The sequence below is a fragment of the Paludibacter jiangxiensis genome (assembly GCF_001618385.1).
Taxonomy (GTDB): Bacteria; Bacteroidota; Bacteroidia; order Bacteroidales; family Paludibacteraceae; genus Microbacter; species Microbacter jiangxiensis.
Map to the genome: position 1 here is coordinate 1,142,794 of NZ_BDCR01000001.1, position 24,561 is coordinate 1,167,354.

Annotated in this window: 23 protein-coding genes; 8 read left to right on the plus strand and 15 right to left on the minus strand. The window is 43.9% G+C overall.

Going from position 1 to position 24,561, the window contains the following annotated elements; genetic code table 11:
• Positions 1-56: 56 nt before the first annotated feature.
• On the minus strand, positions 57-413 hold the full coding sequence (gene rsfS / locus PJIAN_RS04300) for a ribosome silencing factor (protein ID WP_068702332.1): 357 nt from the start codon (positions 411-413) through the stop codon (positions 57-59).
• A gap of 460 nt (positions 414-873) precedes the next feature.
• Here rsfS and rplM point away from each other — a divergent pair, with 460 nt between their 5' ends.
• From rplM to PJIAN_RS04325, 5 genes are all read left to right on the plus strand, one after another.
• On the plus strand, positions 874-1,329 hold the full coding sequence (gene rplM, locus PJIAN_RS04305; protein ID WP_068702334.1) for a 50S ribosomal protein L13: 456 nt from the start codon (positions 874-876) through the stop codon (positions 1,327-1,329).
• Between the two features lie 5 nt (positions 1,330-1,334).
• The gene (gene rpsI / locus PJIAN_RS04310) at positions 1,335-1,721 is read left to right on the plus strand and encodes a 30S ribosomal protein S9 (RefSeq protein ID WP_068702336.1); all 387 of its coding nucleotides are present in this window, start codon (positions 1,335-1,337) and stop codon (positions 1,719-1,721) included.
• Between the two features lie 163 nt (positions 1,722-1,884).
• The gene (gene rpsB, locus PJIAN_RS04315) at positions 1,885-2,721 is read left to right on the plus strand and encodes a 30S ribosomal protein S2 (RefSeq protein WP_068702338.1); all 837 of its coding nucleotides are present in this window, start codon (positions 1,885-1,887) and stop codon (positions 2,719-2,721) included.
• Positions 2,722-2,860: 139 nt separating this feature from the next.
• On the plus strand, positions 2,861-3,859 hold the full coding sequence (gene tsf, locus PJIAN_RS04320) for a translation elongation factor Ts (protein ID WP_068702340.1): 999 nt from the start codon (positions 2,861-2,863) through the stop codon (positions 3,857-3,859).
• Between the two features lie 158 nt (positions 3,860-4,017).
• On the plus strand, positions 4,018-4,539 hold the full coding sequence (locus tag PJIAN_RS04325) for a gamma carbonic anhydrase family protein (RefSeq protein ID WP_068702341.1): 522 nt from the start codon (positions 4,018-4,020) through the stop codon (positions 4,537-4,539).
• On the opposite strand, the gene PJIAN_RS04330 is transcribed toward PJIAN_RS04325, so the two are convergent.
• Positions 4,536-5,276 carry an MlaE family ABC transporter permease gene (locus PJIAN_RS04330; RefSeq protein ID WP_068702343.1) on the minus strand — a complete coding sequence of 247 codons (741 nt, stop codon included), beginning with the start codon at positions 5,274-5,276 and terminating at the stop codon, positions 4,536-4,538. The genes PJIAN_RS04325 and PJIAN_RS04330 overlap by 4 nt on opposite strands.
• Before the next feature lie 154 nt (positions 5,277-5,430).
• Here PJIAN_RS04330 and dnaG point away from each other — a divergent pair, with 154 nt between their 5' ends.
• Positions 5,431-7,407: a DNA primase gene (gene dnaG, locus PJIAN_RS04335; protein WP_068702344.1), complete on the plus strand. Its 1,977-nt coding sequence runs from the start codon at positions 5,431-5,433 to the stop codon at positions 7,405-7,407.
• Between the two features lie 64 nt (positions 7,408-7,471).
• Positions 7,472-8,398, plus strand: a complete 927-nt coding sequence (rsgA, locus tag PJIAN_RS04340; RefSeq protein WP_068702346.1) for a ribosome small subunit-dependent GTPase A — start codon at positions 7,472-7,474, stop codon at positions 8,396-8,398.
• A gap of 27 nt (positions 8,399-8,425) precedes the next feature.
• Here rsgA and polA read toward each other — a convergent pair whose 3' ends face one another.
• The 5 genes from polA to PJIAN_RS04365 all read right to left on the minus strand — a co-directional run bounded on the left by polA (position 8,426) and on the right by PJIAN_RS04365 (position 15,197).
• Positions 8,426-11,251: a DNA polymerase I gene (gene polA / locus PJIAN_RS04345; protein WP_068702348.1), complete on the minus strand. Its 2,826-nt coding sequence runs from the start codon at positions 11,249-11,251 to the stop codon at positions 8,426-8,428.
• Positions 11,252-11,375: 124 nt separating this feature from the next.
• On the minus strand, positions 11,376-12,389 hold the full coding sequence (gene gldB, locus PJIAN_RS04350) for a gliding motility lipoprotein GldB (protein WP_153802484.1): 1,014 nt from the start codon (positions 12,387-12,389) through the stop codon (positions 11,376-11,378).
• A 36-nt stretch (positions 12,390-12,425) separates the two neighbouring features.
• On the minus strand, positions 12,426-13,520 hold the full coding sequence (locus PJIAN_RS04355; RefSeq protein WP_068702351.1) for an endonuclease/exonuclease/phosphatase family protein: 1,095 nt from the start codon (positions 13,518-13,520) through the stop codon (positions 12,426-12,428).
• 109 nt (positions 13,521-13,629) lie between these two features.
• Positions 13,630-14,508, minus strand: coding sequence for a rhomboid family protein (locus tag PJIAN_RS04360; protein ID WP_068702353.1), 879 nt, complete (start codon positions 14,506-14,508; stop codon positions 13,630-13,632).
• Positions 14,509-14,510: 2 nt separating this feature from the next.
• Complete coding sequence (locus PJIAN_RS04365; RefSeq protein ID WP_439951396.1) at positions 14,511-15,197, minus strand: rhomboid family intramembrane serine protease; 687 nt, start codon at positions 15,195-15,197, stop codon at positions 14,511-14,513.
• 119 nt (positions 15,198-15,316) lie between these two features.
• Between PJIAN_RS04365 and PJIAN_RS04370 the strand changes: the two genes are divergently transcribed.
• Positions 15,317-15,658: an HU family DNA-binding protein gene (locus PJIAN_RS04370; RefSeq protein ID WP_262496832.1), complete on the plus strand. Its 342-nt coding sequence runs from the start codon at positions 15,317-15,319 to the stop codon at positions 15,656-15,658.
• 100 nt (positions 15,659-15,758) lie between these two features.
• Here the strand turns inward: PJIAN_RS04370 and trkA are convergent, their stop codons facing one another.
• From trkA to PJIAN_RS04410, 8 genes are all read right to left on the minus strand, one after another.
• A complete protein-coding gene (gene trkA, locus PJIAN_RS04375; RefSeq protein WP_068702357.1) occupies positions 15,759-17,093 on the minus strand; it encodes a Trk system potassium transporter TrkA in 1,335 nt (444 codons plus the stop codon).
• A 117-nt stretch (positions 17,094-17,210) separates the two neighbouring features.
• Positions 17,211-17,762: a D-glycero-alpha-D-manno-heptose-1,7-bisphosphate 7-phosphatase gene (locus PJIAN_RS04380; RefSeq protein ID WP_068702359.1), complete on the minus strand. Its 552-nt coding sequence runs from the start codon at positions 17,760-17,762 to the stop codon at positions 17,211-17,213.
• Entirely contained in the window at positions 17,738-18,424 is a 687-nt protein-coding gene (locus PJIAN_RS04385) for a nucleotidyltransferase family protein (RefSeq protein WP_101750724.1), read from the minus strand. Before PJIAN_RS04385 ends, PJIAN_RS04380 begins: the two co-directional genes overlap by 25 nt.
• A gap of 86 nt (positions 18,425-18,510) precedes the next feature.
• Positions 18,511-19,083 (minus strand): D-sedoheptulose-7-phosphate isomerase, encoded by a 573-nt coding sequence (locus tag PJIAN_RS04390; RefSeq protein ID WP_068702362.1) that lies wholly within the window; start codon positions 19,081-19,083, stop codon positions 18,511-18,513.
• A gap of 43 nt (positions 19,084-19,126) precedes the next feature.
• Positions 19,127-20,149 (minus strand): GHMP family kinase ATP-binding protein, encoded by a 1,023-nt coding sequence (locus PJIAN_RS04395; RefSeq protein WP_068702364.1) that lies wholly within the window; start codon positions 20,147-20,149, stop codon positions 19,127-19,129.
• 416 nt (positions 20,150-20,565) lie between these two features.
• The gene (locus PJIAN_RS04400; protein ID WP_084252255.1) at positions 20,566-21,975 is read right to left on the minus strand and encodes a capsule assembly Wzi family protein; all 1,410 of its coding nucleotides are present in this window, start codon (positions 21,973-21,975) and stop codon (positions 20,566-20,568) included.
• 68 nt (positions 21,976-22,043) lie between these two features.
• The gene (locus PJIAN_RS04405) at positions 22,044-23,039 is read right to left on the minus strand and encodes a Kelch repeat-containing protein (protein WP_084252256.1); all 996 of its coding nucleotides are present in this window, start codon (positions 23,037-23,039) and stop codon (positions 22,044-22,046) included.
• Between the two features lie 167 nt (positions 23,040-23,206).
• Positions 23,207-24,319 carry a Wzz/FepE/Etk N-terminal domain-containing protein gene (locus PJIAN_RS04410; RefSeq protein ID WP_068702370.1) on the minus strand — a complete coding sequence of 371 codons (1,113 nt, stop codon included), beginning with the start codon at positions 24,317-24,319 and terminating at the stop codon, positions 23,207-23,209.
• Positions 24,320-24,561: the final 242 nt, after the last annotated feature.

The window sequence follows — 24,561 nt, forward strand, 5'->3', positions numbered from 1 at the left end:
AAAATTAAATTTAGAAACACGACTTAAAAACAAGGCTGAGTTTTTATTGCCTGACTTTAGTCGAGATCAGGGATTTCTGTAATATCGGCATCGGCCCACAAGTGTTCGATGTCGTAAAAATTGCGTGGTTCGCGTTGAAATACATGAACGATTACCTGTAGATAGTCCATGGCAACCCAAAGTGAGTTTTCCAGACCATCCGTGGCAACCGGTTTTGTTTTGGCATGAGTACGAACATAATCTCTCACCGAGCCTGCAATAGCGTTGACGTGGGTGCTTGAATCACCTTCGCAGATGACAAAGTAACTACATCCTGCGCTATCAAATTTTTTCAGATCAACAACAACAATGCGTTTGCCTTTCTTTTCCTGTATACCTTCTACAATAGTACGAACTAAAATATTATCTGTCATGTAATAAATGAATGATTCCTGGTGAAACTATTTTGAAAATTAAATATTGGTGGGAAACAGCTTATTATCTGTTTGAAGTATAAGCGGAGACTTCCTAATAATTTGCAAAGATAGTGTTAAATTACAATATTACCCAACATGTTGAAGCAAACGGGAGTTTCCCCCACAGCAGGGTATTCCCTGAATTCAATCAAAAAGCGTGCCATAAAACGTTAGTGTCTGACACAAAAAAAGTTGTTGAAAAGTTTTGTACTTGGAAAATTTAGCGTACTTTTGCAGTCCGAATTATTATCCCGTGAAGGAAAAAGTGTGCAGAGTTGTTAATGGGGTGAAATCAAACGGATTAGCCTACGGTTGAGAAGTAGCTTTTAATGGCTGTGCACGAAGTTATTATTCAAAAATTAATCATCACGCCCTTTTTTCGTATGGTGAACGAAAAACCGGCGTACAAATTATTCGTATGAATACTTTAAGTTATAAAACCATCTCTGCCAACAAGGCAACTGTTCAGAAAGAATGGGTGGTAGTTGACGCTACCGATTTGGTATTGGGACGTATGGGTTCGAAGGTTGCAAAACTTCTTCGTGGCAAATATAAACCCAGTTATACTCCGCACGTGGATTGCGGCGACAATGTGATTGTGATTAATGCCGAAAAAGTGCAATTGACGGGAAATAAATGGAATGACCGCGTTTACTTGCGCTATACTGGTTATCCCGGCGGCCAACGCGAAATCACTCCTGCTAAATTGATGGCAAAAAGTCCGGACAAACTGATCCGTAAAGTGGTAAAAGGTATGCTTCCTAAGAACCGTCTTGGTGCTCAGTTGTTGCGTAACCTGCACGTTTATGCTGGTGCCGAACACCCACACGAAGCACAACAACCCAAAGTTATTGATTTAAACTCACTTAAATAAGAGATATGGAAATAGTAAATGCCATAGGAAGAAGAAAAGCTGCTGTTGCACGCGTTTTCGTTACCCCGGGAAAAGGTGAAATCACCGTAAACAAGCGTGAGCTTGGCGTATATTTCCCATCGAGCATTCTTCAATATGTTGTGAAACAGCCTTTGACAAAACTTGGCGTTGCCGAACAATACGATATCAAGGTAAATCTTGACGGTGGCGGTTTCAAAGGTCAGGCTGAAGCGCTGCGTATGGCTATTGCTCGTGCATTAGTAAAGATCGATGCAGCAAACAAACCTGCTTTGAAAGCAGAAGGCTTCATGACCCGTGACCCACGCGAAGTGGAACGTAAAAAACCGGGTCGTCCTAAAGCACGTAAGAGATTCCAGTTCAGCAAACGTTAATATTGCCAATGGTTGGGTGGTTTCACCCGACCGGCTATTATTCGTTACTGGCGGATCTATACGAAGTTTAGTATCTAAACCGGAAAGACTTTCCTTCCAGTCTTATGGGAAACTACTTGCCGGTTGAGTACCTCAGAATGTAAACTTATTAAAAAACAAAAAAATGCCTACAACAAAATTCGAAGACTTATTGGAAGCAGGTTGCCACTTTGGTCACCTCAAACGTAAATGGAATCCTGCAATGGCTCCCTACATTTTCATGGAGAGCAACGGAATCCACATCATTGATTTGCACAAAACAGCCGTTAAAATTGACGAAGCTGCTGCTGCTCTGAAACAAATTGCAAAATCAGGCCGTAAAATCTTGTTCGTTGCAACAAAAAAACAGGCTAAAGAAGTAGTCGCTGAAGCTGCTCAGGCAATCAGTATGCCTTACGTTACAGAACGCTGGCCGGGTGGTATGTTGACAAACTTCCCAACAATCCGTAAAGCGATCAAAAAAATGGGTACCATTGACAAAATGGCAACTGACGGAACTTTCGATAATCTTTCGAAACGCGAAAAATTGCAAATCACACGCCAACGCGCTAAACTTGAAAAGAACCTTGGTAGTATTGCCGACCTCGTTCGCATGCCATCGGCTCTGTTCGTAGTTGACGTATTGAAAGAACAAATCGCTGTTCGTGAAGCAAAACGTTTGGGTATTCCTGTTTTCGGTATTGTTGATACCAACTCAAATCCTGGTGAAATCGACTTCGTGATCCCGGCTAATGATGATGCTACAAAATCTATTGATATCATCCTCAAAGCTATGGTTGCTGCAGTTCAGGAAGGTTTGCAGGAATTGAAAATCGAAAAGGTAGAAGCTGAAAACGCTGAAGAACCTCAAACTCACGACAAACGAGTTCGCGGCGCTAAAAAAGTTCGTATTCACAAAGAAGATGAAGTTGCTTTGAATGCCAAGGTAGCTGACAAATTTTTGAAAAATACTGAAGAATAATATTCGGACTTAGTATAAAAGATGCGTTACTGACTTGGGATTTTCTTAGGTTCGTGGCGCATTTTTTTAGTTTAAGGTTCAATCTTGAACTTTGAGCAAGAAACAAAATCAAATATAAATCACTTAAAATAAAAATATTATGGCAGTAACAATGGCAGAAATCTCGAAATTGCGTACCATGACCGGTGCCGGTATGATGGACTGTAAGAATGCTTTGACAGAAGCAAACGGCGATTTCGATGCAGCAGTTGAAATTATTCGTAAAAAAGGTCAGGCTGTCGCTGCAAAACGTAGCGATCGCGAAGCTTCTGAAGGTTGTGTTTTGGCAGGAACAAACGGTGGCTTTGCCGCTACTTTGGCTCTGAAATGCGAAACTGACTTCGTTGCTAAAAATGCTGACTTCGTTGCTTTGACACAAGCGATTCTCAACAAAGCGCTGGAAGCAAAACCTAAAACTCAAGACGAATTGTTGGCGTTGACTATTGATGGTCGTTCTATCGCTGAGCACATTACCGAACGTACCGGTATCACTGGCGAAAAAACAGAATTGGATTATTATGAATTTGTAGAAGGTGGAACAGTAACAACTTACATCCATCCGGGTAACAAATTGGCTACTATCGTTGCTTTTGCAGAAAAAGATGCTGAATACGAAACCATGCATGGTATCGCAATGCATATCGCAGCAATGTCACCAGTGGCTATCGATGAATCTGCTGTGCCTCAAAAGGTAAAAGATAACGAATTAGCTGTAGCTATCGAAAAAACCAAAAACGAACTTGTTGCAAAAGAAGTTGAAGTTGCTTTGAAAAAAGCAGGCATCAACCCTGCTCATGTTGATAGCGAAGACCACATTGAATCGAATATGGCAAAAGGCTGGATCTCTGCAGAAGACGCAGCAAAAGCCCGCGAAATTAAGACAACGGTAGCAGCAGAAAAATCAGCAACTCTGCCAGAACAGAAAGTAAACAATATTGCTGCTGGACGTATGGCTAAATTCTTCAAAGAATATACCCTTGTAGAACAAAAATACGAAGGTGGTGGCGAAGAAGCCGGAAAAATCACTGTAAAAGAACTGCTTGCTAAAAAACAGTTAACCTGCGTTGCATTCAAACGTGTAACTTTGAACCAGGAATAATTGTTTCAACTAATTAAATACGAACAGCCGGTCTTATTAAGGCCGGCTGTTTTTTTGTACCTTTGTGGAAGTGATTTTTAAGACCGAAAGATTGATGTTCTGTCTGTTAATCGGTAAATTGTAACCCCGATAGCTATCGGGATAAATCGTAAATAGAAATGGCTATTATAAAGTCTGTCAGAGGATTTACTCCAAAAATAGGGAAAGATTGTTTTATTGCAGATAATGCAGTGATTGTAGGTGATGTGGAAATTGGCGACGGTTGCAGCATTTGGTTTGGTGCCGTTATCCGTGGCGATGTCAACTCTATCCGTATCGGCAACCATGTCAATATTCAGGATGGCGCTGTATTGCATACCTTGTACGAAAAGTCGACTATCGAGCTGGGAGACTACGTTTCAGTAGGACACAATGTCACTATTCACGGGGCAAAAGTAAACGACTATGCACTGGTGGGAATGGGATCAACGGTGCTCGACCATGCGGTTGTAGGCGAAGGTGCCATCGTGGCAGCCGGTGCATTGGTTCTCAGTAAAACCCAGATTGAACCGAACACGATATGGGCCGGTGTTCCGGCTAAGTTCGTAAAGCAAATGGACGAAAAGCAATCGAAAGAGATCAACCAGCGCATTGCACATAATTACGAGATGTACGCCGGTTGGTATAAGGAAAACGATTAAGCCAGCATGATGTTTGTTATCAGGATGTTGAAAAGCAGAATGATAACGCTGCTGTGAACAACGGCATTGGTACTGGCCACACCCACGTCAAGTGCCCCTCCGTAGGCATAATATCCGTAATAAGAAGATACAGAGGTGATAATGTAGGCAAAAAAGAGTGACTTCGTCAGCGAGTAAGTGACGTAGAACGGATTAAAAGCATACTGTATTCCGTAAACAAAATCGGAGACGGTAATTATATTCGAAAACATGCCTACGCCGTATCCACCCAAAATGCCTAGCGCCATGCTGAAAATAACCAAAAAAGGCATCATCAGAACAAAAGCAACTATTTTGGGTAATATCAGGTAGTTGGCCGAATTGACACCCATTATCTCGAGCGCATCGATTTGTTCGGTAATACGCATGGTTCCGATCTCGGAAGCAATATTCGATCCCACTTTACCGGCAAGAATCAGGCAGAGAATAGTGGATGAAAATTCCAGTAAGAGCGTATCGCGGGTTACCAATCCGGTAGAGTATCGTGGAAGAAGTGGATTAGAAGTGTTCAGTTTTGTTTGAATTGTCATAATCGCCCCGATGAATATGGAGATAATCACAACAATGCCCAGTGAACGCAAGCCCAGTTTTTCCATTTCCAATGGTAGTTGACGGAAAAACATGCGCCAGTTGTCCGGACGGGTAAAAACTTTCGTCATCAAAAGACAATACTTGCCAATTTGTTGAAATAACTTCATTCAGATATAAATTTATACAGTGCAAAGATAAAGAAAAAATCCGGTTTGAGGGGATTCTGATTGGAGTTGCCGGAACTTCTGGTTTCCCACAATAACGATATAACGCTATAAAATCGCTATCTTTGTAAGCTTCTCCGTTTCGTTCAGACAAACAATGATAGACCAAATTACTGTAGACAAAATTATAAATGCTGCCCAGATTGTTGAGGTGGTATCTGATTTCGTGACCTTGCGTAAACGTGGGGTTAACTACCTCGGTTTGTGTCCGTTTCATGACGAAAGAACGCCTTCGTTTAGTGTTTCTCCGGCCAAAGGTATTTGCAAATGTTTCAGTTGTGGTAAGGGTGGCAATGCGGTCAACTTTATCATGGAGCATGAGCAGTTATCGTACTATGAGGCGCTGAAATATCTGGCAAAGAAATACCATATCGAGGTGATCGAGAAGGAGCTTTCAGCCGAAGAGATTGCTCAGAAGAACGACCGTGAGAGTATGCTGGCGCTCAATAAGTATGCTCAGGGATATTTCTCTAACATTTTGCATCATTCACCTGAAGGCAAAAACGTGGGGATGACATATTTTCATGAACGTGGCTTTAGGGAAGATATCATCAAAAAGTTCCAGCTCGGGTATAGCCTCGACCAGCGGGATGCTTTTTCGGCAGAGGCTTTGGGCAAAGGCTACAAGAAAGAGTTTCTGGTTAAGACAGGATTGTCAATAGAGCGGGACGGTGGCAAAATATACGACCGCTTTTGGGGCAGGGTGATGTTTCCGGTTCATACACTTTCGGGGAATGTCATCGCTTTTGGAGGACGTATTCTCAAGAAAGACGAGAAGGCAGCCAAGTATGTCAATTCGCCGGAATCGGAGATTTATCATAAGAGCAACGAGCTGTACGGTATATTTTTTGCCAAGCAGTCGATTGTAAAGCACGACCGCTGTTTCCTGGTGGAAGGCTATACCGACGTGATTTCGATGCACCAGTCGGGCGTGGAGAATGTGGTGGCATCCTCGGGTACTTCATTGACAAAGGGGCAAATCCGCATGATTCATCGTTTCACAGAAAACGTGACGGTGATTTACGACGGCGACGCAGCTGGTATCAAAGCCTCAATTCGTGGTATTGACATGCTGCTTGAAGAGGGATTGAATATCAAAGTAGTGCTTTTGCCTCCCGGCGAAGACCCCGATTCGTTTGCCAAAAGCCAGAATGCTTCCGATTTTATCGCTTACATAGATGCTCATCAGTCCGACTTTATTCGTTTTAAGACCGGACTTCTGCTTGAAGAGGCAGGAAAAGATCCAATTAAACGTGCTGCACTGATCGGTGATTTGGTGCGCAGTATTGCCATCATTCCCAGCAGCATTATCCGTTCGGTATATGTAAAGGAATGTAGCAGCCTGCTTGATGTGGACGAGAAACTGCTTATCGCCGAGATCGACAAGGTTCATCTTGCGAAGCATGAGCGTGAAGCGGCCGCACCTGTGCGTGCTAATTCAACATTATCTTCTTCTCCGGAAGCAGAGTCAATGCCAAATACGGGCAAAGAGGCTCAGGAATCGATAAGTTATAAGAATCAGGATGAAGAACGAAACATCATCCGTTATCTGGTGCGCTATGGAGATCAGGTGCTCTATTATCTGAAGCCGGACGAAGAAAGCGACGAAGTGCCGGTAACAGTAGGGCAGTATGTGCTTGATGAACTTGCGCGGGATAACCTGAAATTTGAACATCCGCTCTATGTGAAACTGCTAGAGTTGTTCGAAAACAACGCCTTAAAGCCCGGATTTGTAGCCGAACATTTTTTTGGGCAACATCCGGATCCGCAGGTAAGCCTCTTGGCAACGGACATGTTGGCTGATAAATACGTGCTCAGTAAGTATCACAGCAAGATGTCGAAGGTCGAAGAAGAATCGGATCGCCTGATAGAACTGGTACCTCGTGTGATGTTCGAGTATAAGAATAAATTGCTGTTGGAGACAATGAAAAATAAAATGTCGGAACTGAAAAAGGCCAATGAACAGAATGATATTCCGTTGCAAGAGAAGCTGATGCAGGAAATAGGCACCTTGAATATTATTAAGTCGCAGCTGGCCAAAACACTCGGCGAAAGAATTATTCTGAAGCTGTAGGAATTTGAGATTTATGTTCTCTATAAAATCGAAAATTGTAAATGATTAAATTGTAAATCGTTTGATGGAAGGATTGGTAATTAAAAGTACGGGCAGTTCGTATTGGGTACTTCCCGATGACGGATCGGATGTGTTGGAATGTAAGATTAAAGGTACGTTTCGCACAAAAGGTATCCGCACTACCAATCCGGTAGTGGTGGGCGACAGGGTAGTGGTGGAGGAGAAAGATGGTATTCTTGCGCTGATAACCGGCATTTGCGACCGCAAGAACGTAATTATTCGCCGTGCTTCCAATCTATCCAAACAGGGCCATATTCTGGCTGCTAATGTCGATCTGGCCGCACTGATCATTACCATTAAGCTTCCCGAAACGTCAACGATTTTTATCGACCGGTTTTTAGCTGCCGCTGAATCTTACAGAGTTCCTTCCGTGTTGGTTTTCAACAAAACCGATCTATACGGAGAGGACGATCTTCTGTACCTTGATGCTCTGATTGCTTTGTATGAAAATATCGGCTACAAATGTTTCCGCATTTCGGCTCTGAACCGGGAAGGAATTGAAGAATTGAAATCGGAATTGCAGGGAAAGATTACCCTGCTTTCGGGGAATTCGGGTGTGGGTAAATCTACGCTTTTGAATGTGTTACAGCCTGATGTGGAGGTGAAAACCGGTGATATTTCGGGGTATCATAACAAGGGGATGCATACCACCACATTTTCCGAAATGCTGCCTCTACCCGAAGGTGGCTTTATTATCGACACTCCGGGCATTAAAGGTTTCGGTTTGCTGGAGGTTACTCCTGAAGAAGCAGGGCACTATTTCCGTGAAATCTTTGAGACTTCCCAAAACTGCAAATTCTACAACTGTACCCATACTCACGAGCCGGGCTGCGCTGTTATTGCGGCGGTCGAAGCCCTGGCTATTAATCCTTCACGTTATCATAGCTACCTGAGCATTATCGAAGAAATTACACAGGGGAAGTACCGGTAAACGGAAACTCCCCAATGCGGTTCTGTATCAATGCGCTTCCAGCCAGTTTTGTCCGACGCCAACGTCTACTTTCAGAGGAACAGAAAGAGATATGGCGCTTTCCATTTCGCGGGTTACGATGCTTTTTACAATGTACAATTCATCGTGTACTACGTTGAAGTTCAATTCGTCATGCACTTGCAGGATCATCTTCGAACGGAGCTGTTCTTCACGGAAGCGACGGCTGATGTTGACCATTGCAATCTTGATAATGTCGGCAGCCGTGCCCTGAATGGGTGCGTTGACAGCATTTCGTTCAGCAAAACCACGCACGTTGGCGTTGTGAGAGTTGATGTCCGGCAGGTAGCGTTTGCGGTGCAGCAAGGTTTCTACCCAACCGTCTACACGAGCCTTAGCGATGCAATTATCCATGTACTCTTTTACTTGCGGGTAAGTGGCAAAATAACCGTCGATCAGCTCTTTGGCTTCACCACGGGGAATGCCCAATCGGTCGGAAAGGCCGAAAACGGAAATGCCATAAATGATTCCGAAATTCGCGGTCTTGGCTTTACGACGCATGTCGGAAGTTACCTCTTCGAGCGGAAGATGATATATTTTGGCAGCGGTTGCTGCGTGGATATCCTGCCCCGATTTGAAAGCTTCAATCATATTGGCATCCTGACTCAGGTGAGCCATAATACGAAGTTCGATCTGCGAATAGTCGGCAGAGAGAAAATAACAATTGGGCTCGGCTATGAAAGCCTTGCGGATTTCCTTGCCCTGTTCGTCGCGAATCGGAATGTTTTGCAGGTTCGGATTGCTGGAACTGAGGCGCCCGGTAGCAGCTACCGCCTGATTGAAGGAGGTATGAACCTTGCCTGTCTTTGGATTAATCAACGCGGGAAGGGCATCGATGTAGGTACTCAGCAATTTTTTCAGTCCCCGGTAGTCCAGAATTTTCTCCACAACAGGGTGTTTTCCCCGCAAGGATTCAAGGATTTCTTCGTTGGTGGAATATTGTCCGGTCTTTGTCTTCTTGGCTTTTTCAATAATCTTCAGGCGATCGAACAAAACTTCACCCACCTGCTTGGCTGAGCTGATATTGAAATCCATTCCGGCCATGGTATGTACCTCCTTTTCGATGTTCAACATCTCATTCGTCAGGATTTCAGACGACTGTTTGAGGGCAACATCATCGAGCAATACACCGTTTTGCTCCATTTCGGCAAGAACGCGCATCAGAGGCATTTCAATGTCGAAGAGCAAGGATTCCAGTCCGTTTTCTTTTATTTTTGGTTCCAGTCGCTGTTTCAGACGGAAGGTGATGTCGGCGTCTTCGGCAGCATAATCGGTGATTTTTTCGAGGGGAACCTGACGCATGGTAAGTTGGTTCTTCCCTTTTGAACCTATCAGTTCATCGATATGGATGGTTTTGTAGGTGAGCATAATCTCTGCCAGATAGTCCATGTTGTGCCGCAATTCGGGCTGCAACAGGTAATGGGCAATCATCGTGTCGAAAAGCGTCCCTTTGATCTCTACGCCGTAGTTGGCCAGTACCAGCAGGTCGAATTTCATGTTTTGGCCTATCTTTTCAATTTCTTCGTTGGCAAAGAAAGGCTTGAATTCGTCCACAATTTGTTGTGCCTGTTGTTGATCTGCCGGTACGGGTACGTAGTATGCTTCGCCTTCCTTCCAGGCAAACGACATGCCCACCAGTTTGGCAGAGAACACATCCAGCGAATCGGTTTCCGTATCGAAGCAAACGGAGCTTTGTTGCAAAAGATTTTTTATCAAAGCATAACGTTCTTCTGCGGTGGAAGCAGATCGGTACGTATGTGGTGTGGTTGCAATGGTTGCCAGGTGGCTATAAGCCGAAGCTGTTACTTCAATTTCATGTGTTTCCGGATTTATGTCGCCAAAAAGAGATGTTTGTTGTGTGTCGGCTTTGGGCGTATTTTTACTTGTCGGTGTTTGAGTCGCCGATAAATTTTTACGGGTGAGGAGTGTCCGAAATTCAAGATCAGCATATAGTGCCGCGAGTTTTTCTTCGTCCGGATTTTCCAGCACCAGCGATTCTTCGTGCAGTTCGATGGGCACATCTATTTTAATGGTTGCCAGAAAACGCGAAAACTCGATCTGCTCCTTGTTGTTTTCAACCTTGTCTTTGATTGCTCCTTTCAGTTTATCGGTATTCTGAAGCAGATTTTCAATGCTGCCGAATTCTTTGAGAAGTTTTACGGCAGTCTTTTCTCCCACACCGGGGCATCCGGGAATATTGTCCGACGCATCACCCATTAAACCAAGCAGGTCGATCACCTGTTCGTGACTGTCGAGATCGAATTTGGCTTTCACTTCTTCGGGACCCATGGTTTCAAATCCTCCCGAATGTTTGGGGCGGTACATGAAAATATGGTCAGACACCAACTGCCCGTAATCCTTGTCGGGTGTCATCATAAAGACATCGTAACCGGCTATTTCAGCCTTTTTTGCAAGTGTTCCTATCACGTCGTCGGCTTCGAAACCGGCCACCTGAAGAACCGGAATGCGGTAGGCCTCGACGATTTCTTTAATGATGGGTACCGCTTTCCGAATGTCTTCCGGCGTTTCTTCCCGTTGTGCTTTGTAGTGTTCATAGGCTTCGTGGCGGAAAGTAGGACCCGACGGATCGAACACAACGGCGATATGCGTGGGTGTTTCACGTTTCAGCACATCTTCCAGCGTATTGACAAAACCAAGGATGGCAGAGGTGTTCAGCCCCTTGGAATTGAAACGCGGATTTTTGATAAAAGCATAATATGCTCTGTATATCAGTGCGTAAGCGTCCAGAAGGAATAGACGCTTGGGAGTATTGTCGGTTGGTGCTATGTTTTCCATGTGTGGAGTGTAATTTACAATTTACTCATTGACGATTTACGATTGCAATCTGTTGTTGCAGATTTCATCTTCAAATTTTCACATTAGCTTCGCTGAACGTTGTTTTCCAAATTTTCAAATCTGGTTACGGTTTGTATCCCGACTGTTCCAGTATCTCCTGATAGTTGTTGTTGGCCATCAGCTCGGGGAGCGTTACTTTCGTGTGGCGTTCCATGTATTGCTTGATAACTTGCCATCCGATCCATATGCCTACACGTCCCGGCGATTCCTGCGAAACGGTCGAGGTAAACGGAGCATCATTCAGATAAGAGGTAGAAAGCATCGGGTCGGTGCTGAAAAGCTGACGATTGTCCATAATGTTGAGCCACATCGACTTTTCGTTATCCTTGCACCATTGCATTTGGGCTTTGGTGTAACCCATCAGCACGTCGGGCTGTTCGTTTGGCATCAGCACCGAAAGCACGAACATTATTTTGCCTCTGGACAAAAGATTATCAAGAAATTTATCGGTATATGGTTGCGGGAATTCAGTCATCAGGAAAGCGGTTACAAAGTCGGGAGCCACCTTTTCGCGGCGCATGTTATAACGAAGATAATCGTAGACTCCCGCTTTTTGGTAGCCATAGTATTTTTCCCCGAGATAGTTATCAATGCTCAGCGAAATAATGTTCTCATCGACTACCAGCGATTGGTTGAACATGGATACGTGCAGGTAGAGTTGTGGAATTTTCTTTTCAGGGAAAAAATAGTGAATGCGTTTGAAGGCATCCGTTGCTTTGTTCTGAATATCAGAGATATCGGCATATTGTCTGAGTGATTCGCGGAATACACCTCTCACGACCGTATCTTTCAGAAACATTTTTGCCAGGGTAAGCATTTGGGTATTGTCACCCTTGTTGAGTTGCATGATTTTGCTGAAATAAAGATCAACGTAGGCCGATCCGTATTTTTGAGAAAGGCTCTCAAGGGCTTCTTTCACGTGAGTAGTGTCCTGTGCATACAAATCCTTATCAAACCGGTGGATAGGAACATTGAGAGAGATTTTATCGACATCTACGTCGAACCGTCCATGATGTTTGCACCCGGTAAGCACTAATATTGTGCAAATAACGGGAATCAATAATTTATAACGATGCATGATAAAGTGAACTTTTAATCGGTTAAGTGTTTGTTTTTATGGGAGTGCCACTTCCGCGATAACAGGGTAGTGGTCTGAATATTTTACATGAGCCACTCGTGATGAGATAGGGTGAAATGAAGGATCCACCATAATGTAATCGATACGAAAAGGAAACAGCTTGTGGCTGTAGGTGTTGCCGTATCCCGTCCCCACTGAGGCATATGTGTCAATCAGATCTTTCTTTATTTTAGTATAGGTGTATGATACCGGAACGTCATTGAAATCACCGCAAACAACAACAGGGAAGGGCGATTCAGCGATTGTTTTTGCTACAATATCGGCTTGTCTTGCCCGAACGTTATAGGCTTCGTTCATTTTGGAGGAGAACTTTAAAATCACATCGCGGAACAGGTGGGAGTTGAAGTCTCCCACAAGATCTTCATAGTGCTTACGTTCGTCCATCGTAAATTTATACGACTCCATGTGGTGGTTGAAAATTCGTATCGTCTTCGAGTTCACCGTTATGTCTGCATAAATTGTCATGTAGTAACCTTTCGAAAACTGGCAAATTCCTTTGTAATCAATGGGGTATTTTGAAAAGATGGCAAGTCCTTCTCCAAAAGTCTCTTCCGAAACAGAATAATGAATAAAATGATAAGGGTATTTATGGAGCCCTTTCAGTACATTTTTTTCGGTGGTTTTTCCTGATTTGTTGTAAACATAAAACTCCTGGAAGCAAACAACATCGGGATTTTTTCGGTTTACAAAACTAAGCAGACTGTCCATCGTACTTTTTTTGGAAGCAGAGAACTGGCGGAAAGCATCAATATTGTAGGTCATTACCTTCAGTCTGGAGGCTTCTTCATTTACCGAAGGCCTTATCAGGTGAATCGGAAAAGTGTTGCAGATGTTGTTGATACAAAGAAAACTGGCAATTAAAGAGATGAAAAGGGCTTTCCACTTTCTGCAAAACAACCAAAAGAGCATGAAAGCAAAGTTAACAGCCAGAATAAAAGGGAAAAAGAGTCCGAAGTAGGCGAACACCAACCAGTGAGCGGGACTCACCATGGTAGTCAGCTTGCCCAGCAGCATGGCGGCGGCAGCAATGACGTTAAGCGTAACAAGTAATATTTTGATGCTTTGTCTCATGAAATCGGCAATTGCTCAAACGTGGAATTATTGAAGTAGGATAATCCGAAATTTAATTAATAACTAACCTTTTATCCCTACATCCTCAATTTCCTACATCTTCAAATTGTTATTTGTTACTGCGGTCGAATAGCGTCTTCTTTTCGTCACCGGAAAGGCTGCTGTATCCCGAACGCTTTATTTTATCGAGAATACGGTTCAATTCAGCATCGTTATCCCGTTTTTCCGTCCGGTATTCTTTATCGGTTTTGGGGCGGGTGCCTGTTACTTTGAATTTGCGCGGTTTCCGTTCGAACAGAGAAATTATTCTGTCAATAAAAAGATTGAACTGTCGTGTAATATCTTTGCCGGCTCTCATTCTTTTTGCAAACCAAAAACCGAGCAATGCGCCTCCTATGTGAGCCAGTTCTCCACCGGCATTATTTCCAGTAACACTCAGTAAACTAATAAGAAAAGTGACTATGGCGATGTATTTCAGCTTTATTCTACCCAGTAGAAACAAAGATACAACGTAATCAGGAGAATATGTAGCCACAGCAACGATAATTGCCATAATAGAAGCGGAGGCTCCCAATAAAAGAGTACTGTCCTTTACCAGAGTAAAATACGGGAACAAATTGAATGCTGCTATGTACACAACAGCGCCGGCAATTCCTCCGAAGATATAAACTCCAAACAACTGTTTGGGCGAAAAACACAAAAGAAACAGCTGGCCAAATCCGAACAGACACAGCATATTAAATAGGATATGCAGGATATCCGTATGCAAAAACATGTAGGTGATGACTGTCCAGGGGCGAATGGCCAGCGCATTCAGGTTTGACGGCAATTCGAGAAACGATAGCCATACTGGTGCTTCAACCGCGCACAATTTTAATATGATAAGAGCCAGTTGGACGACAATGAAAGTGCCAACATTGACGTAAATCAGCTTTTTTAGCATGGTAGCTTGCTGAAATGAACGGTTAAAATCGTTTATCAGTGACATGGTTAGAAAAAGTTATTCCTGTTTCGTGCCGACCGTTTCCACACCAGAATCAGTATCAGGCCAAATAAGGCACCTCCCAAGTGGGCAAAGTGAGCAACATTATCGCCTGAAAAACTGGCAACGCCCATAAATAGTTCAATAAGAGCATATACGGGAACAAAATACTTTGCTTTGATGGGTATAGGCAGAAAGAGCAGCATCATTTTTGCATCGGGAAATACCATTGCAAAAGCCAGAAGGATACCGAAAATAGCTCCGGAAGCTCCTACCGTTAACGGTTCAATGCCGCCAAAAGTAATATTGGTAGCAAAACTACCGATTTGAGGGTAAATGCTGAGACTCCACATTACTTCCTGGGTGAGTGCCGCACCTATTCCTGTAAAAATGTAAAAAAACAAAAAACGCTTGCTACCCCAAACCTGTTCCAATACCGGACCGAACATGAACAGACCGAACATGTTAAAAAAGATGTGATCGAACGAAGCATGCTGGAACATATACGTGAGTAATTGATAGGCATGAAAATCTTTCGATTGCCAGTAATGCAGCCCCAATGCCGTGTTTACATCGATATTTGCAGCTCCCGGAAGTACTACGCTGGCAAGCCAAAATAAGAAATTTATAACCAGTAAGTTGAGAATTACCGGTGGAAATGAAGGCGAAATGGACGATTTATAGTCTGTCATAATAGAAAATTTGGAACAAAAATAGAGAAAAATGAGCCCTTTTTATGCTTTTAAACATGTTTTTTGGATAAACTCAATCTTTTTTTGTAAAAAAAAGGTTGTTGAGTTGTTTTGTTAAGGGAATGTTTTATCTTTGCAAACAATATTTGGGATTTGACCCGCTGTTTTCTAACCATTTTAAAACTACAAGTATGAATAAAGGTGAATTAGTTAATGCTATTGCTGCTGAAGCCGGCTTAACAAAAGCTGATGCTAAAAAAGCATTGGATGCAACTGTTGGCGCTATTACCGCTGCTTTAAAAGGTGGTGACAAAGTTAGCCTGGTAGGTTTTGGAACTTTCTCTATTGTTCAAAAGGAAGCTCGCAAGGGAATCAATCCTGCTACTAAAAAACCTATTGACATTGCAGCTAAAAAAGTTGCTAAATTCAAAGCCGGTGCTGAATTGGCTGAAGCAGTTCAATAGTCTTTACCGAAAACTTACAATAGAGGCTGGCCGATATGTATCGGACAGCCTTTATTTTTTTCAGTTACCTGCTTTATTCAACAAGTAAAAATGGTATCATTTAGTGAAAGAACGCATCCAGTTTTCGCACTGAATCACTCATGCAGAACACGATAACGTGGTCATTCGCCTGAATGGTGGTATTTCCGTTCACGGTAATCCCTTTGCCGTCGCGGATAAGACCGCCTATATTCACATTATTGGGTAAATCAAGATCTTTTACGCTGCTCTGAGTCACTTTAGAGCCCTCTTTAACAACAAATTCCATAACGACAGCTTCCACGTTCGTCAGGCATTTCACATTAGAAATGTTAGCATTCAGTGTCAGTTGGTATATGTGACTAGCCGTGAGCAACTTTTTGTTGAGAATAGCGCCAATGTCCAGACTTTCAGACATAGGAATGTATTCAATATTCTCAATTTCCGCAATCGTTTTTTTGATACCGAAACGTTTCGCAACCGAACAAGCCAGAATATTTGTCTCCGAATTGTCGGTTAGTGCGACAAAGGCATCCATATCTTCAATGTCTTCTTCCTTCAGTAGTTCGACATCGCGGCCATCACCGTTGATTACCAATATGTTGTTGAGCCTTTCGCCGAGCGCGTGGCTTTTGTCTTTGTCAATTTCTATGAGTTTCACACGCATGTGATCCGGCAGTTGGGCTGCTGTACATTCAGCGATGCGGCTTCCTCCCATTATCATGATGTTCTGAACTTCATATTCCACCTTCCCTGCCTGTTTGCGCACAAAATCGAGTTCTTCGGGCGAGGTGATGAAGTACACCAAATCGTTAGGCAGAACCTGATCGCTACCTTTCGGGATAATAGTTTGCTCCGGGCGTTTGATAGCAACCACGCGGTAGTGGGCATGATCAAAATATCCGGAAGAAAACTGTTTGTTAACAATTTCGGCATTAGAGCGCACCTTGATTCCAACCAGTAACATTGCTCCGTTTTCAAAAGCCATATATTCGCGAAGCCAGGTTGCTTTCAGAGCGTTAATAATCTCTGCGGCAGCCAGATGCTCGGGGTAAATCATAGAGCTGATTCCGAGTTTATGGAAAAAATCTTTGTTTTCCGGCAGCAAATATTCGCTGTTGTCGATACGTGACAATGTCTTTTTTGCACCCAGTTCGGAGGCTAATACGCAAGCCGTTATATTTTCTGTCTCAGAAGGAGTAACAGCAACAAAAAGATCCGCGTTTTCTACTCCGCTTTCTTTCAAACTGGCAATTGAAATGGCTTTCCCCGCTACGGTTTTAATATTTAATGCGGTTTTAAGTTGCTTCAGTTTTGCTTCATTGGCATCCAGTACCGTTATGTCCTGACTCTCTTGCGAGAGAATCTTGGAGAGATGGGAGCCGGTTTCTCCAGCCCCTGCAATGACTATTTTCATAGTGTAATTTGGTTTGAATGTCGGAGTTTACATCTAAGCATTTTTCCCTTTCAACGAGAGATATGGAAAATGTAGCGCCGAATCAATGGTTATTTTGGTTAGGTATTAATTGCAAAGTTACTCATTTTCCACGCTTAATGCAAAATCGAAGAGCGATGCATATTCGAAATCGGCAAGTGTAGCGTAAGCAGGACTTTCTTTTTTAATTAGCACAGTGGTCATGCCCAGTCGGTTGCCAAATTCGATATCGCTTTCACTATCGCCAACCATGATGCTCTGCGAGAAATCTATTTCCGGGAAATCCTGTTTTGCCTGCAAAGCCATGCCTCCGTTGGGTTTCCGGCAGGGATGATCCTCGTGATGTGCTGTGCAGTAATAGATCGCGTCGATGCGCCCACCTTTTTCTTTAATCCCGGATAACATGAATTCGTGAATTGCATGCAGCGTCTGTTCGTTCAGCTTGCCTTTGCTCACACCCCTTTGGTTGGTAACGATCACGATGCGATTGAATCGTTTGGAAAGTATAGCCAACGCTTCGGACACTCCCGGCAGAAATTCTAACTCGTCTATGTTTTTTACATAATCATTCGGTCGGTGAACATTGATTACACCATCACGGTCTAGAAACAGGAATTGCTTCTCTTTTAATTTATTGCTGGTATTTCCCATTGTGCTTTTTCATAATCGGAAGGAATTCCGATGTCGATGAAGTAGGCATCTTCGACATATCCTCCCACATTTTTTTTATTCGCTTCCGCAACGAGGTAATCCTGTTCGAAAGAAAACCGGTCAGGCATCCCGTTGAGTGCGTCTTTATTCAACACAAACACACCTCCGTTGATAAGCCCGTTTGTACAAAACTGTTTTTCGCGGAATGCAGTAATATATTTTTCTGCCAGCGTTACGCTTCCATATCGGTCGAAATCATGCATTGGTTTCAGCCCAAGTGTAACGGAACAACCGTTCTCCTGATGAGCTTTGAGCAACTTACGTATATTTAACGAGAAAAGAGTGTCGCCGTTTACTACCAATGCGTTGTTTTCAGTGACTTTCTCCAGGGCAAATTTAACTCCACCTCCTGTGCCGAGCGGTTCCTTTTCAACAACAATCTCGACTTCCAGCGGCGTACTGAAGGAGTGCAACCACTCTTCGACCAACTCGTGCCTGTAGCCAAGCGATAGAATCACTTTGCTGACACCTCCTTTATGCAGATAGTCGAACAGATAGGCCAGAAAGGGAACCTCCCTGATCGGTGCCAGGCATTTCGGACGGTCGTTGACCACGCTTTGTAATCGGGTACCAAATCCGCCGGCAAGGATTATACATTCCATAATATATAGTTGACAGTAGTAGGTGATTGTTTATTTGAAAACTGATTATTTGTTGAATCAGCTACAATTTCATTTCTGCTTCGTTCTTATCCGAAAAGTTGCTCTTCAACTAACTGGCAAATGATATGTCCAACTGTGATATGAGCCTCCTGAATGCGTGGAGTGTCATTGCTCGGAACTCCAACCCAAAAATCGGACAAAGGCGCCATCTTGCCTCCTTTTTCGCCGGTCATTCCTACTGTGGTTACCCCTTTTTGACGGCAAACCTCAAATGCCTTGACAATATTTTCGGAATTACCCGAAGTGGAAATTCCAACCAGTACATCACCTTTGGTAAACGAACTTGCAATTCGTGCATAGGCCTCGTTGTATCCGTAGTCGTTCGCAACGGCGGTGAGGTAGGAGGTGTTACAGTGCAATGCTTCCGATGGTAGAATGGGGCGGTCTATGTAAAACCGTCCGGAGAACTCCGCTGCCAAATGTTGAGCGTCGGCCGCGCTGCCACCATTGCCACAAAAGTACACACGGTTACCCTTTCGGAAGGCCTCTGTCATTATTCCGGCTATCCGTGCGATGGTATCTGTCATTACTGCATCATCCGCAATTGCTTCTTTGACCCTGGCAGAGGTCTGTAATATGTGTTGTATTTTCGAAATCATGCATTTTTATTGATGAGTTGTTCGTTAACCATTAACCATTGTCTCAGATGCTCCATGTGTAAAGCCCATCTTCCACAAAAGTGTAACGCACGATATGACCATCAAATTTGTTCAGCACCTTCTCTACTCCGTATTTGGCATTGTCGGGACAGTAGAACATCATAAAGCCACCGCCTCCCGCACCTGAAATTTTTCCTCCCAGTGCGCCTGCATTTTTGGCTTCCGTGTAAAGTTCTTCTATCATTGGCGTACTGATGCCATGTGCCATCTGTCGCTTATAGGCAAAACCCTCGTCTAAGATATGGCCAATGTCGTGTATTTTACCTGTCAGCAGGGCATTCTTCATGTCCAGTGCCTGTTGTTTCAACTTGTGCATGGCCTCGACGGAGTGTTTGTTATTGCTTTTGACGTTCTTTTGCTGTTCTTCGATGATTGCCGACGAATAACGGCTTTGGGCAGTATAATAGAGCAACATGTTGTGCTCCAATTCGCGCAGGTATTTGTGTCCGATACGCAGGGGATTCACAATGACCTTATCATCGGAAAAGAACTCCATGTAATTAACGCCTCCGAAAGTGGCGGCATACTGATCCTGCTTGCCACCTGCCATTCCCAAATCGACGCGTTCTATATCGTAGGCCAAACGGGCAATCTCGTAACTCCCCAACGGCAGCTTGAACCATTCAACGAAAGCTCCGATTATGGCCACAGCCAGCGTCGACGAAGTGCCTAAGCCCGAACCTGCGGGAGCGTCCACAAACGTACTGAGCCGGAATCCGTGAGGCTGGTGCATGAAATCTGTGCGGATACGCTTGTAAATGCCTTTATGCAGCGGAAGAAGATGGTCGATGACAACTTCGTCATCAAGGTTAAGTTCCACGTATTCATTTCGGTCCAAAGCCTCAAGGATCACTTTCGGTTGTTTGAGAGGTTCTACCGTAGCGTGTGCGTAAAGAGATATGGTGGCATTCAGGATTGCGCCTCCGAACAGATCGGAGTAAGGACTTACGTCGGTGCCTCCTCCTGCTAAACCGAGACGAAGAGGAGCTTTAGAGCGATGGAGCATAGAGAATAAATAAAAATGTGCCTTAGAGATATTGTTGAATAATATTCTAAGCCACAAAAATAGGGAAAATATCTTCAGGTTTGTTATGTCGTATTTATTTAAAAGAACATCAGTTTTTGTCCCAGAAAGACTATCCATTAAGAACCCTGTACACAGTGCAAGAAAGTTATGCAACCAATCCTATTTCGCCCCGGGAGGTCTGAATATTCTTTCTCTAAGGTCTATTCTGCTGGGCTTTTAGAGGTTAAAAAAATGGGGCAGATTAATTGGCTTACGCAATTTTTAATCGCGTAATTAGCTACACAGCAACAAGGAGTCAATGGCAACGACCAGAGAGAGTTAACAGGACGGAGGAATGCTATAAGACATCATAATGAATAACCAAACTGCTATCCCTGCAGAAAATTATGCTGTTTTTAGTAGCAGGTCAGAATCCCTCGTTTGCGGAGGGTGATCATACAACTGGTGGAGTTGCCGTAAAGCTTTCCGAAGTCTGCTGCCAGAGAACATCCGGCCTCCAGCCCGTAGAAACGGGGGAACGATTTGTGTACTTCCAGCAACAGCGAAGTATTTCTGACCATGGAAGGGAATGGGGCATAATAAGCGCCGTAGTTCTTACTGAAGGAGGCCAACAGCAGGTAGCTGCATCCGGACAGTTCTCCTTCAGCTCCAAAATGATGTACCTGCACCCGGCTATTCGATGTATAAAGAATTCCGTTTTGATTATAAAATGGAGAAGATATAAAAGGCGTTCCGATTGTCCGGTTAAAATAGTTCCACCCAGATTGATAAACACCATTGGTAAAATAGCCATCCGTTCCACCATAAACAATTCCGTCTTTTTCATTGATAGGACCAGACTGGTCGGTAGTTTGCAGGTATTCATAAAGAATACCCTTTAGGAAACGGAAGCGTTCTGTCCGCAACGTAATTCCCCACAATCCGTCCGGAGCATTCATAGTAGTACCGATTAATTCGATGGGTCCGTCCTCCGATATGTTTTGCCAATAGGCACTTAAATTGACTGCTCCCAGTCTGGATTCTACTTTCAGGCTTTGCGAAATAATATGGTTACCTAAAGCATTTATCTTATCAGTATTCAATGCGTTACTTCCGCCTTGCTTACCTTGTATTATTCGGATAAAATCACCGAAACCGCTCGGTTGTCGCCCCTGTTCGGCGTTGTAACCGCCCCATTGTGCCACATGATCGACGCCATACGAGACGTGTATTGGCAACTTGCCTCCGACCCTGAGGTATCCGTAGAGATGGTGCAGGTAAACTCCTTTCATATAGGTGTTGTCGGTGAACCAACCGTGGGCAATAGCCCCTCTCACCTCCAGCAATCCGAAGGAGTAAGGCAGGGGCGTGAAATGTTCAATTCCGGCGGTTAATTTTGGCATCGGGCGTGCATTCTTCGAAAAGAGGATTCCGCCGCACGACAATACAGAATCCTGACAGCCCAGGTACTCTTCCCTTTGTCCGAACACCAGATCGAATGCCGATAATTTCCCCTGTACATACAGTTCCTGAAACCGGGTATTAGTTTGTTTGTAATCAGTCTGCAGTAACAAGGTCGCTTTGTAGCCGTATTTTAGTAGTTGCGGTGCATTACCCGGTTCCTTGCAGACTCCGACCAGAATGTTGGTGCTATTGGGGGAAGAGAGTACAGAGCCGTATCGGATACTTTGTTGCCAAAAAGGAGCATACTTGCCGGACGAAGTGAGTGTCATTAGCTGTAGATCGTACTGCAGACTATCCTTTTGCGCAAATAAAGGAGTGATGGTGTATAAAATAAAAAGCAGAAAGCTAAGTTGTTTTTGCATTTGAGTAATCAATAACAATAAGTACCAGGTATTTTACCTGCAGAAGAAGCTTGTATTCTTTTCCGTGGTTACGGTGTAAAGCTCCAGAAATTGTTCACCAGTCCGTTATCATCTTCTCCAAGTCCCAGGTAAACGGTTCCGTTGATGGTAAAAGCCACTGCGTTCTCCCTTTTTCCGTTGGGTATCTCTCCCCTGTCAATCCATTTGTTCTGTGCCGGATCAAACTCTTTTACATCTGCCCGGAGGTATTGGTTGGCGGTAACCGAACCTCTCCAGTAACGGCCGGTACACACGCAATAACGATCGCCTACCGCAATGGCAAGAGTATTTTGCCGTCCATGGTCAGGCATAGGTTGCCGTTGTTTCCAGCTATCGGTTTCAGGGGAATATTCCCACCAGTCGTTATAACTCTTGCATTGGTATCCGGTTCCGAAGTAGCAATGGTTGTCACCGTGACAGGCTACCGCTACTTCACGGCTTTCGCCCGTAAAAGCATTGAGGGGTATCCATCGGTCTTCTACAGGGAGATATTTCCAGAACTTGCAGGTAGAGCCACTCCCGTTGAATCCAGAACCGACATAAATTTCATTGTTATAGACAAAGCAGGCGCAGGCATCCGTAAAATTACTTGGAAAGTCTGCCTTACGCGTCCATAGGTCGCGATTCGGATCATATTGCCAAAAGTCGTTGAGATAAGCAGCAGTGTCGGATGAATCACCTGTTTCTTTGCAATATCCCAAACCGACATAAGCAGATTCGTTTGCTACAGCTGCAATCGCTTTGACCCGAGCTTTACCGGGGAAACTGTTTTTTTGCGTCCAGCTATCGGTTGTCGGATCGTATTGCCAGCAATCGTTGAGGGAAGAGCCGTCGCGGTTGCGCCCCAATGCTACATATCCTTTGCCAGCTATTGCAAAGGCGACGGCCGAGGCCCTCCCTCCATCGGGAATGGTGTTTTTTTGTATGTAAGTGAACTGCGTTCTTTCTAATAGCATTTCATTGTTGCAGGCAATGAACAGCAGGATGGAAAGGAAGATATATATAGATAGTCTGAGACATTTCATTTTTGACACGAATGATTAATAAGGGTCAGGACTTAGGAACTAATGATCGGAAATCAGCTACTGGAAATCAGAAGGCAAAAATCGATAGAGCAATCGAGGTGCCAACAACTGTGTACTTAATACTGAAGACTCTTTCTTATATCAGGTTTCCTGTGTCCTGCAGATTGTCAGGTTAGGGGCTCTGTTTCCTGTTTTTCGGATTCCTCTTTCAGGCTGACTTTGAAAAGCGACCAGAAATAGAGAGCCGCAAACCAAAGGATTGCCAAAAATCCTCCGATAAATCCACCGATAAGGATTCCTTTGGCCTTACCCAGACGTTGCTTTTCAAGTGGGTAGGTAGGCGCATCGATTACCTGTACCAGCGGTGTCTCCTGATTGATGGTCATTTTCATCACTTCGAGGTTCTTGATCATTTCAGCATAAGTAGCTCCTGCTACCTGCATGTTGCTTTGCGAACGAACCACTCCGACACTGGCCACCTGACGAACGGCATTGGGTACTGCATCAGCCTGTGAGGCACGTGCTGCTACCGCTCCGTTGAAGATAGCTTTGACCGAGTCGGCCTGATGGAGCAGTTTCATGTAGTTATCGCGCGACACCTTGGTTTTTGTATATACGTAAAAGTCGGTTGTCTCGCGGATCAGGTTTTCCACAAATAGTTTGGAAAGATCTTCGTTTTCCGACACAAAGGTAATGTCACCGATACTCAGTTTTTTGCTGCGTTGGGCTACGGTAAGCATGGGCTTTTTAATTATCCTTTTATAAATGGATTGCAGAATACTGTCCTGAGCCCGTGTATAAGTTTTTCTGTCCTGACTGAGAGGGAATGCCATCTTTTGGAGTTCCGGTTTTTTGCTTTTACTCCATTTCTTCTGCAATTCGTAAGTATCTATATAAAGGTTCAAAAGGTTAGTCGTTTTACCATTGATGGTGGTAGGGCAGAGCAGTGTTTGTTCTACCAAGCGGAGGGAAGCGAACAATTCGTAGAGATTGTCTCCTCCAAAGGCGCTGCTGGCTCCTCCAATATTCACTCCAAACTGGCTTGCAAGACCTGCAAGGTTTGATAAACTACCTCCTCCTTTCTCATCCTGTAAGGCAAAAGAAAGTTTGGCAGTATAGGTCGGTTTGGTAAGAAAAGATGTTGTAAGGCCGATTGCGGCTCCGGCTACAGCAATGGCAATTACGATCCACTTTTTGCTCCAGACTCTTTTCTTGATAGTTGTTAGATGCTGAATTATTTCTTGTAAGGATATTTCGTCCGATTGATTTGGTGTGGTCATTTTATATTAGTTTTTCAACACAAAGTCACAAAGACTCTAAAATTTAAATTTAATACCTGTTTTATTTTTAATCAGTGTGCATCAGTGTAATCCGTGGACAGTATTTAGCCAAGTTCCAAGTCCCAAATTCCAGGTTCCTCATGCGAATCATTAATCCTTAACAATTAACCATTATTTTGGATTTAATTCGAGGCAATCTGTGTAATTCGTGGACAGTAATTTCTGGTTCCCAGTCCCTGTTT

Coding starts and splice junctions, on each gene's coding strand:
- rsfS (WP_068702332.1), bottom strand. CDS start 413: ATGACAGATAATATTTTAGTTCGTACTATTGTAGAAGGTATACAGGAA.
- rplM (WP_068702334.1), top strand. CDS start 874: ATGAATACTTTAAGTTATAAAACCATCTCTGCCAACAAGGCAACTGTT.
- rpsI (WP_068702336.1), top strand. CDS start 1,335: ATGGAAATAGTAAATGCCATAGGAAGAAGAAAAGCTGCTGTTGCACGC.
- rpsB (WP_068702338.1), top strand. CDS start 1,885: ATGCCTACAACAAAATTCGAAGACTTATTGGAAGCAGGTTGCCACTTT.
- tsf (WP_068702340.1), top strand. CDS start 2,861: ATGGCAGTAACAATGGCAGAAATCTCGAAATTGCGTACCATGACCGGT.
- PJIAN_RS04325 (WP_068702341.1), top strand. CDS start 4,018: ATGGCTATTATAAAGTCTGTCAGAGGATTTACTCCAAAAATAGGGAAA.
- PJIAN_RS04330 (WP_068702343.1), bottom strand. CDS start 5,276: ATGAAGTTATTTCAACAAATTGGCAAGTATTGTCTTTTGATGACGAAA.
- dnaG (WP_068702344.1), top strand. CDS start 5,431: ATGATAGACCAAATTACTGTAGACAAAATTATAAATGCTGCCCAGATT.
- rsgA (WP_068702346.1), top strand. CDS start 7,472: ATGGAAGGATTGGTAATTAAAAGTACGGGCAGTTCGTATTGGGTACTT.
- polA (WP_068702348.1), bottom strand. CDS start 11,251: ATGGAAAACATAGCACCAACCGACAATACTCCCAAGCGTCTATTCCTT.
- gldB (WP_153802484.1), bottom strand. CDS start 12,389: ATGCATCGTTATAAATTATTGATTCCCGTTATTTGCACAATATTAGTG.
- PJIAN_RS04355 (WP_068702351.1), bottom strand. CDS start 13,520: ATGAGACAAAGCATCAAAATATTACTTGTTACGCTTAACGTCATTGCT.
- PJIAN_RS04360 (WP_068702353.1), bottom strand. CDS start 14,508: ATGTCACTGATAAACGATTTTAACCGTTCATTTCAGCAAGCTACCATG.
- PJIAN_RS04370 (WP_262496832.1), top strand. CDS start 15,317: ATGTTTTATCTTTGCAAACAATATTTGGGATTTGACCCGCTGTTTTCT.
- trkA (WP_068702357.1), bottom strand. CDS start 17,093: ATGAAAATAGTCATTGCAGGGGCTGGAGAAACCGGCTCCCATCTCTCC.
- PJIAN_RS04380 (WP_068702359.1), bottom strand. CDS start 17,762: ATGGGAAATACCAGCAATAAATTAAAAGAGAAGCAATTCCTGTTTCTA.
- PJIAN_RS04385 (WP_101750724.1), bottom strand. CDS start 18,424: ATGGAATGTATAATCCTTGCCGGCGGATTTGGTACCCGATTACAAAGC.
- PJIAN_RS04390 (WP_068702362.1), bottom strand. CDS start 19,083: ATGATTTCGAAAATACAACACATATTACAGACCTCTGCCAGGGTCAAA.
- PJIAN_RS04395 (WP_068702364.1), bottom strand. CDS start 20,149: ATGCTCCATCGCTCTAAAGCTCCTCTTCGTCTCGGTTTAGCAGGAGGA.
- PJIAN_RS04400 (WP_084252255.1), bottom strand. CDS start 21,975: ATGCAAAAACAACTTAGCTTTCTGCTTTTTATTTTATACACCATCACT.
- PJIAN_RS04405 (WP_084252256.1), bottom strand. CDS start 23,039: ATGAAATGTCTCAGACTATCTATATATATCTTCCTTTCCATCCTGCTG.
- PJIAN_RS04410 (WP_068702370.1), bottom strand. CDS start 24,319: ATGACCACACCAAATCAATCGGACGAAATATCCTTACAAGAAATAATT.